Here is a 7,799-nt window from a genome sequence, read left to right as displayed (position 1 = left end):
GTCGCGACCAGCAGCACCGGCAGGGCCAGCAGCACGGCCGCCCCGCGCGGCCCCGGAGCGGCTCCGGCGTTCGCGGCCGAGTACACGAAAGTCGTCAGCAGCATCATCTGGACGGCCGCCGCGTGGGGTCCGAACCGGGGCAGATACCCCAGCACCAGCCCGCAGAGACCGAGCCCGAGGATCAGCGGCCAGGTCGTCCCCGCGACCAGCCCGCCGACGACGGCCAGCGCCGCCGCCACCACGCCCCCGGCGACGGTGACGATCAGCCGGGTGCGGCGGTCCCCGTCCGGCTGGTAGAGCGCGCCGAACACCGCGGGCATCACCGCGAACCCCGCCGCGTCGCCCAGGCCCAGCACCGCGAGCAGCGCCTGCGAACCGAGCAGCGCCACCACCAGCCGCACCCACGCCCGCACCACCACCGGCAGGCCCGCCCGCAGCGCCGGGCTCACGGACGGGACCGGGGCGGGCGGATACGGGTGACGACCAGGGAGAGCGCCGTGGTGAGGATGATCAGGTCGAAGAGCATCTGGAGGGTGACGAGGGCGCGCGCCCCCTGGCCGGACGGCGCGATGTCGCCGAAGCCTACGGTGCAGAGGGTGACGACGGTGAAGTAGAGGGCGTCGAGCCGGGTGACGAGGCCCGTGAACTGGTCGTCGATCACGTAGTAGAGGGTCGCGAAGACCACCACGACCAGGTCGACCAGCGTGAAGAGGATCGCGACCTGCTCGGCGAGGATCCGCCCGGGCCCCAGCGCGCGGCGGACCTGCTCCCGCACCACCAGCGTCAGCAGCGCGAGCCCCGCGAACAGCCCCGCCATCCGGAGCAGGAACGGGCCGTCGGGCGCGGTCGACTTCAGGGGCACGGCGAAGTACAGGCCGGTGATCAGCACGATCGCCGCACCGGCCTTGCTCCAGGCGTGAAAGCGACGCCCGCGCCCCTCGACGTGCACATCTGCCCTGTTCCCGGCGGCGCGGCCCCGGCAACCCGGCTTGACCTGATCATGCCCGAACGTCGTCTGCGGCCGGGCTTGACGAGGCGTCGCCGCAAAGCCATGAATGGGCAATAAAAGCACAATTGCGGCCTTTATCCGCCAAAGCGGCCATAGTTTGGATGAGGAGAGACCGAGCGGAAGGAAATACGATGACGAAGAAGAGTGCGGCGTTCATGGCCGGGGTGTTCGCGATGGCGGCGGGCGGATTCGCGATGGCGCCGCAGGCATCCGCGGCCGAGACGGGCTGCCGAACCTACTCCAGCGTGCAGGCCTGCGGGAACGTCGAACTGAACGCGTCACAGCAGCAGTGCGTCAGCGATTCCGTCGGGCAGGGCATGACCGCCAGCCGCGCCACCGTCGAATGCCACGCTTTCGCGTAACCCGCCCTTTCAGCCACCGTGACCAATACAAGGCGTTCACGTGACCTGGCTTTCAAGGACCCGACTAACGCAATACGTCCACGTGACCTGACCTTTCAGGCACTGCGGCCCATGTAACGCATCCACGCGACCCACCCTTCCAGGCAGCGAGACCAACGCAACGCCTCCACGCGACCGGCCTTTCAAGGACGCGACCCACGCAAGGCTTCCACGTGACCCACTCTTCCAGGCAGCGAGACCAACGCAACGCGTTCACGCGGCCACCCTTTCAAGGACGTGACTCACGCAAGGCGTCCGCGTGACTCGCCCTTTCAGACGGCGTGACCAACGCAACGCCTCCACGCGACCGGCCTTTCAAGGACGTGACTCACACAAGGCGTCCGCGTGACCCGCCCTTTCAGACGGCGTGACCAACGCAACGCCTCCACGCGACCACCCTTTCAAGGACGTGACTCACGCAAGGCGTCCACGTGACCCGTCTTTCAGGGGCGTGACTGCGTTCGCGTGATCCGGCCCTTCAGGAGACGTGGACTTCGAGGCCTGCGGCCTGCGGGTGACGTGTGGTCAGCGTCGAGGGGCGCGGAGCGTGATCAGGGTGATCTCGCTGGGGGCGAAGACGCGGAACGGCGGGCCCCAGAATCCGGTGCCGCGGCTCGTGTAGAGCTGGGTGCGGTGGTTGCGCCGCGAAAGCCCCGCCACCACCGGCTGGTCGAGCCGGACCAGATACCGGAAAGGCCAGATCTGTCCGGCATGGGTGTGTCCGGAGAGTTGAAGGTCGACCCCGGCGGCCTCCGCTAGCGGCACCTGTTTCGGCTGGTGCGCCAGCAGCACCACCGGCAGCGCCGGATCGGCGCCGTGCAGCGCCGCCCCGATGTCCGCGCCGTGCCCGTCGAGCCCGGAACCACGCGCCGTCGCGTCGTCGACACCCGCCAGGACGAGCCGGTCGCCGCCCCGCTCCACCACCACGTGCCGGTTGTGCAGCGCCTCCCAGCCCAGTTCGCCCATGTGGGCGACCCAGCCGCCGGCGTCCCCGAGATATTCGTGGTTGCCCGTGACGTACACGCGCGCCAGCCCGGCCTTGACGTCCGCGAGATGCGACGCCTGCTCGCGCCGCTGGACGGGCGATCCGTCCGCGATGTCGCCCGTGTGGGCCACCACGTCGGCGTCCAGCCCGTTCACCACCTCGGTGACGCGCCGCGACCAGTCGGCCCGGTCGATCGGCCCGTAGTGCGTGTCGGTGAGAAGGACGATCTTCGTCCCGTCCAACCCCGCCGCCAGCCGCGGCAGCTCCACCTCGACCCGCTCCACCCGAGGCACCCGCATCGCCTCGTAGAACCCCCACCCCATCAGCACCGCGGCCACCCCGAGCACCGCACCCGCGACGACCCGCCCGCCGACCTCGACCCCGACGGCCGCGAGCACCCCCCGCACCACCAGCCCGATCACGGACCAGCTGAACAGAATCCAGGCCGCCCCGAGCAGCGCGTCCCCCGCGACCGCCGCCCGATCATTCCCCCGCCCATGCCCCAACACCATCAACCCGGGCAACGCGACCGCCGCCCCGACGATCAGCACACTCCCCCCGGCCCCGACCCAGCCAGGCCACCCCGCCTGCCCGATCACCCCCCACCAGGAGACCCCGAACAGCACCCCCACGACCAAGGCCAGAACCCCGACCACCACCGCCATCCGAGGCACCCGCCCACCCACCTTCCGGTCATTTCCCGCAACCCAAACGAACCACCCCCACAACCCGTTCCCACCCCCGCCCGAACCCTTCACCCCGACCCCGCCCCCAACCGCACGCCCCGAGACCAGCCAGACAGCCGCCCTCCGCCAACCTCGCCACCTCCCGACCCACAGCCCACCCATGATCGCCTCGAACTGCGGCGTGTCGCCCATCCCCCAAAGCCCAAACAGGCGACACGCCGCCACTCGACACGATCAAGCCACCCCTCACGGCGATCACCCCGTCAGCGCGATCAACCCACTCAACCCACCCAGAGCGACCACGCCGCTCGACACCATCAAGCCGATCACCCGGATGATCGCGCCGAACTGCGCCATGTCGACGGTTTCAGGAGGGCCGAACGGGCGACACGCCGCAGTTCGACACGATCAAGCCACCGCCCGACACGACCAGCCACCCAAAGCGATCACACCGCTCAAGGCGAGCGAACCACCCGGATGATCGTCTCGAACTGCGGCATGTCGACGGTTTCAGGAGGGCCGAACGGGCGACACGCCGCAGCTCGACACGATCACGCCACCGCCCGACACGACCAGCCACCCAAAGCGATCACACCGCTCAAGGCGAGCGAACCACCCGGATGATCGTCTCGAACTGCGGCATGTCGACGGTTTCGGGAAGGACGAACGGGCGACACGCCGCAGCTCGACACGATCAAGCCACCGCTCACGGCGATCACACCCGTCGGCGCGATCAACCCGCGCAATGCGCCCACACCACCCGAAGCGATCACGCCGCTCGACGCGGGCAGCCACCCAAAGCGACCATGCCGCTCGGCTCGAGCAGACCACTCGGATGATCGTCTCGAACTGCGGCGTGTCGACGGTTTCGGTAGGGCCGAACGGGCGACACGCCGACACTCGACACGATCACGCCGACGCGACCATGCCGCTCGACGCGATCGCGGCGCTCGGCGCGAGTGAGCCGCCCGGAGCGATCGCGGCGCTCGACGTGGGTGAGCCGCCCGGAGCGATCGCGGCGCTCGGGGCGGGTGGGTCAACCGGAGCGATCGCGGTGCTCGGGGCGGGTGAGCCGCCGGGTGATCGTGTCGAGCTGCGGGGTGTCGGTGGTTTCGGGGGGGCGGGGTGGGCGGCACGCTGGCGGGCGGCGCGATCAGGTCTGTGGGTGCGGGCTTGGTGGTTGGTGGTTGGTGAGGGGTTAGCCGAGATGCCCCTGGCGGGGTGCCGGTGGGTGGATGAAAGTAGGGGTGACGCCATGTCGCCGCATGGCGATCTTGGTGTGCCCGCGTTACCCCTACTTTCGGGTTAGGGGGTGGTGGCGGTGGTGAAGAGGGTGCGGATGGTTTCTTGGGCGCAGGTTTTGTTGGTGCCTAGGAAGCCGGTGGGGCCTCGTTTGATCCAGCCGGTGACGTAGACGCCGTCGGAGACCTTGCCTGCGGTGTGGGGGACGGTGCCGGTGGCGTCGTCGAAAGGCAGGTCGGGGATCGGGACGGCACGGTAGCCGATGGAGGTGAGGGCCAAACCCGCGTCTAGGCGGGCGCCGGAGGTGAATTCGACGGCGGTGAGGGTTTCGTCGCCTAGGAAAGCGGACGGGGTCTGGTTGTAGCGCAGGACCATGCGGCCGCGGGGGCGGTCGGCGAGCTTGCGGAGAAGGGTGAGTTTCTCCGTGGTGAGCTCCGGCCAGGTGATGCCGTCGGGGTCGACGGACAGGTCGTGGCCGAGGAGGCCGACCAGCTCGGGGAGGGTGAACGCCGAGTGTTCGGGGCCGCGCCGCGCCACCACGACGACCTCTTCGATCTTGCTGGCGCGGAGCGCTTCGAGGGCGTGGGGGGCGATGTCGGTGGTGGCGAGACGGTCCGGGTCGGTGGTGAGGATCCGGGCGACGTCGAGGGCGACGTTGCCGTTGCCGATCACCACGGCGCGCCTGCCGGACAGGTCGAACGTGCGGTCGGCGAAGTCGGGGTGGCCGTTGTACCAGGCCACGAACTCGGTGGCCGTCGACGACAGGGCGGCGCCCGGCACGTCCAGCCGACGGTCGGAAGCCGCGCCGACGGCGTAGACGACCGCGTCGAACCTGGCCTTGAGCTGGTCGTGGGTGAGGTCACGGCCGATCTCGACGCCCGTGTGCAGCCGGAACCCCTCCTGCACGGAGATCTTGTCGAACAGTTCGCTGACGCGTCTGGTCCGCTCGTGGTCGGGTGCGACGCCCAGCCGCGCCAGCCCGTACGGGAACGGCAGCCGCTCGTACATGTCGACTTCGGTGCCCGGCACCGACAGCAGTTCGTCGGCCGCGTACATGGCGGCCGGCCCGGAGCCGACGATCGCGACGCGCAGCGGCTCGGCCGGCGCCGGGTAGGCGCTGAGGATCGGCGCGAGGATCGGGCGGGGCTTCGGCTCGCCGAAGTACTCGGCGTTGATCCGCAGGAACGGCAGCGACGCGTCGGTCAGCTTGGAGTGGGGGACGATCGCCTCGACCGGGCAGGCCGTGACGCAGGCCCCACAGTCCACGCAGGAAGTCGGGTCGATGTACAGCATTTCGGACGTCAGGAAGTCTGGTTCGTCCGGGGTGGGGTGGATGCAGTTCACCGGGCAGGCGTAGACGCACGAGGCGTCTCCGCAACACGACTGCGTGACAACGTGGGGCACGATTCTCCTACCGGTGCGGTTCGCCGCGGAAACGCGAGGGGCGGCCGTCGATGCCGAGCGCCCTCCACGTGGCCCGCGCGACCGGGTTCATCAGTTTCATCTCATGGGCGAGCATCCGGACGTCGCCGAAGTACTCGCGCATGATCCGCTTCGATTCGGGCGACTGCCAGAACGCTTCCTTCATGACCTGGCGCGGGATGCCGAACTTGCGGGCCATCTGACGCGGCGGAGCCATGATCGCTCCGGCCAGGATGCGCATGATCAGCGGGAAGATCAGGGAGGTTCCGAAGCGCTGGATCCGGCTCTGCACCATGGCCCGCTGCTTGAGGAACTGGTGGGCGAAGGAGATGTGCCGCGCCTCCTCGGCGATGTGGATCTCCATGGTGCGGAGCATCGCGGGCGGCATGTTGGCGCCTTCGCGGATCACGGCCTTCTGGGCGTGGTCGATGGGCTCCTCGCCGCCGAGGATGCCGATAAAGAACACGGTCGGGATGAAAGCGAAGTTCCCGACGATCGGCGCGATGATCCGGTAGCCGAGCTTCACTCCGGGGACGTCCACGCCCGTCCGGTTGACGAGCTCCTGGAACATCTGGATGTGGTTGCACTCCTCGGTCATCTCGTGGAGGAGGTAGCGGAACTCGGGGGTGCCGTTGGGCAGCCGCATCGCGTACTGCATCATCCCGCGCACGAGGATGCTCTCGAAGATGAGCCCGACCCTGACGACGTTGGTCTGCCGCCACATGCCGAGTTCGATCTTCTTCTCGAGCGGGAGCGCCTGGTACCAGGCGTGCGCGCCGAGCGGGTCCGCGGTGGGCGAGAGCGTCCAGCGGGGGTCCTTGGGGTCGATCTTGAACTCGGGGGAGTCCCAGTCGATGTCCAGATAAGGATCGAAACGCCGGGTCACCGACCCGCCCGAGAGCGTCGTCAAAAGCTCGTCGTATACCGAGCCAGGCTCGACCTTCGCCAGCACCATGAGCACGCCTCCCAGACGCTTTACAATCAGCCCCATGACTGTAAACGTCACCTCGGCGACGGTCAACGGTTCCGGCTCTAGAATTCCCACCATGACCGGCCAGATCTCCGCCGACATCCACGACCGCATCCTCGACGCCGCGGCCGACTGCTTGGCCGAGGGCGGATTCACCTCCAACCGGCTGCTCTCCGCGATCGCCCGTCGCGCGGGGCTGTCCCGGCCGACCCTCTACAAGCACGCCGGCACCCTCGACGACATCAAGGACGCCCTGATCGCCCGCGAGCTCACCACGTTCCTCGCGGAGCTGGAGCCCCGGATCGCCGAGACGACCTGGCACCGCGACTCGATCATCGACCTGCTGGTCTTCGTCACCTCGCACGCCCGCAGCCATCCGCTGCTGCGCGCCGCGCTCCGCGACGTCCCCGAACTGGTGCTCCCGTGGTTCACCACGAACGCGTCCGCCGCGGTCGCGGGCGTCACCCACGCGGCCCTGCCGCTGGTCCAGGCCCGGATCGACGAGGGCGAGATGCCGCCGTGCGACGTCCCTCTCCTCCTGGACGCCGTGACGCGCACCGTCCTGTCCCTGATCTTCGTCAACACCCCGATCGACGCCGACGACCCGGCCGCGCTCCGCACCTATCTCCACACCGTCGCCGCGGTCTTCACCCCGTTCACGATCGTTCCGAAACCCAGCCCGTCGCCGAGCTGACGGCTCGCCCGCCCGCCGGCAGGAATTCGGACAGAATGGGCGGGTGAAGATCGCGATGCTGGGCGCCCTGGAGATCACCGACGGCGCCGGGACGGCCGTGCCGCTGGGCGGGGCCCGGCTGCGAGCCCTGCTGATCGCCCTGGCCCTGGAGCCCGGACGCCTCGTCCCCGCCGAGTCCCTGATCGACGGGATCTGGGGTGAGGAGCCCCCGGTCGCGGCGGCCAACGCGCTGCAGGCGATCGTGTCGCGGCTGCGCCGGGCGCTGCGCGGAGTGGAGATCGAGACCAGGCCGGCCGGGTATCTGCTGCACGTCGCGCCCGAGGCGGTGGACGTCGCACGGTTCGAGGCGCTCGTCGCGACGGGCCGGGCGGCCCTCCCTTCGGATCCGGC

Annotated in this window: 8 protein-coding genes; 3 read left to right on the top strand and 5 right to left on the bottom strand. The window is 69.5% G+C overall.

Translation table 11 applies throughout. The features are described 5' to 3' along the window. Positions 1–449, bottom strand: a 449-nt coding sequence (locus ACYVE7_RS24925) for a hypothetical protein (protein ID WP_460367723.1), incomplete at its 3' end; no start/stop codon positions are given. Further along, positions 446–949, bottom strand: a complete 504-nt coding sequence (locus tag ACYVE7_RS24920; RefSeq protein WP_460367722.1) for a potassium channel family protein — start codon at positions 947–949, stop codon at positions 446–448. The genes ACYVE7_RS24925 and ACYVE7_RS24920, both read right to left, overlap by 4 nt. Positions 950–1,140: 191 nt before the next feature. Here ACYVE7_RS24920 and ACYVE7_RS24915 point away from each other — a divergent pair, with 191 nt between their 5' ends. Then, positions 1,141–1,371 (top strand): hypothetical protein, encoded by a 231-nt coding sequence (locus ACYVE7_RS24915; protein WP_460367720.1) that lies wholly within the window; start codon positions 1,141–1,143, stop codon positions 1,369–1,371. Positions 1,372–1,935: 564 nt separating this feature from the next. On the opposite strand, the gene ACYVE7_RS24910 is transcribed toward ACYVE7_RS24915, so the two are convergent. The 3 genes from ACYVE7_RS24910 to ACYVE7_RS24900 form a co-directional block, all read right to left on the bottom strand. Beyond that, the gene (locus ACYVE7_RS24910; RefSeq protein ID WP_460367718.1) at positions 1,936–3,060 is read right to left on the bottom strand and encodes a metallophosphoesterase; all 1,125 of its coding nucleotides are present in this window, start codon (positions 3,058–3,060) and stop codon (positions 1,936–1,938) included. Positions 3,061–4,386: 1,326 nt separating this feature from the next. Then, positions 4,387–5,667: an FAD-dependent oxidoreductase gene (locus tag ACYVE7_RS24905; protein WP_460367717.1), complete on the bottom strand. Its 1,281-nt coding sequence runs from the start codon at positions 5,665–5,667 to the stop codon at positions 4,387–4,389. Positions 5,668–5,734: 67 nt separating this feature from the next. Next, positions 5,735–6,736, bottom strand: a complete 1,002-nt coding sequence (locus ACYVE7_RS24900; protein ID WP_460367716.1) for an AurF N-oxygenase family protein — start codon at positions 6,734–6,736, stop codon at positions 5,735–5,737. Here ACYVE7_RS24900 and ACYVE7_RS24895 point away from each other — a divergent pair. Both ACYVE7_RS24895 and ACYVE7_RS24890 read left to right on the top strand, forming a co-directional pair. Then, positions 6,735–7,409 carry a TetR/AcrR family transcriptional regulator gene (locus ACYVE7_RS24895; protein WP_460367713.1) on the top strand — a complete coding sequence of 225 codons (675 nt, stop codon included), beginning with the start codon at positions 6,735–6,737 and terminating at the stop codon, positions 7,407–7,409. The two genes, ACYVE7_RS24900 and ACYVE7_RS24895, sit on opposite strands and share 2 nt — an antisense overlap. 43 nt (positions 7,410–7,452) lie before the next feature. Further along, positions 7,453–7,799, top strand: a 347-nt coding sequence (locus ACYVE7_RS24890; protein ID WP_460367711.1) for an AfsR/SARP family transcriptional regulator, incomplete at its 3' end; no start/stop codon positions are given.

It is taken from the genome of Actinocorallia lasiicapitis (assembly GCF_054778695.1).
This window is presented reverse-complemented; position numbering and strand designations above follow the sequence as displayed.

Bases quoted from the DNA above. Each gene is read 5' to 3' on its own strand.
- ACYVE7_RS24915 (WP_460367720.1), top strand. From the start codon at position 1,141: ATGACGAAGAAGAGTGCGGCGTTCATGGCCGGGGTGTTCGCGATGGCG.
- ACYVE7_RS24910 (WP_460367718.1), bottom strand. From the start codon at position 3,060: ATGGCGGTGGTGGTCGGGGTTCTGGCCTTGGTCGTGGGGGTGCTGTTC.
- ACYVE7_RS24895 (WP_460367713.1), top strand. From the start codon at position 6,735: ATGACTGTAAACGTCACCTCGGCGACGGTCAACGGTTCCGGCTCTAGA.
- ACYVE7_RS24900 (WP_460367716.1), bottom strand. From the start codon at position 6,736: ATGGGGCTGATTGTAAAGCGTCTGGGAGGCGTGCTCATGGTGCTGGCG.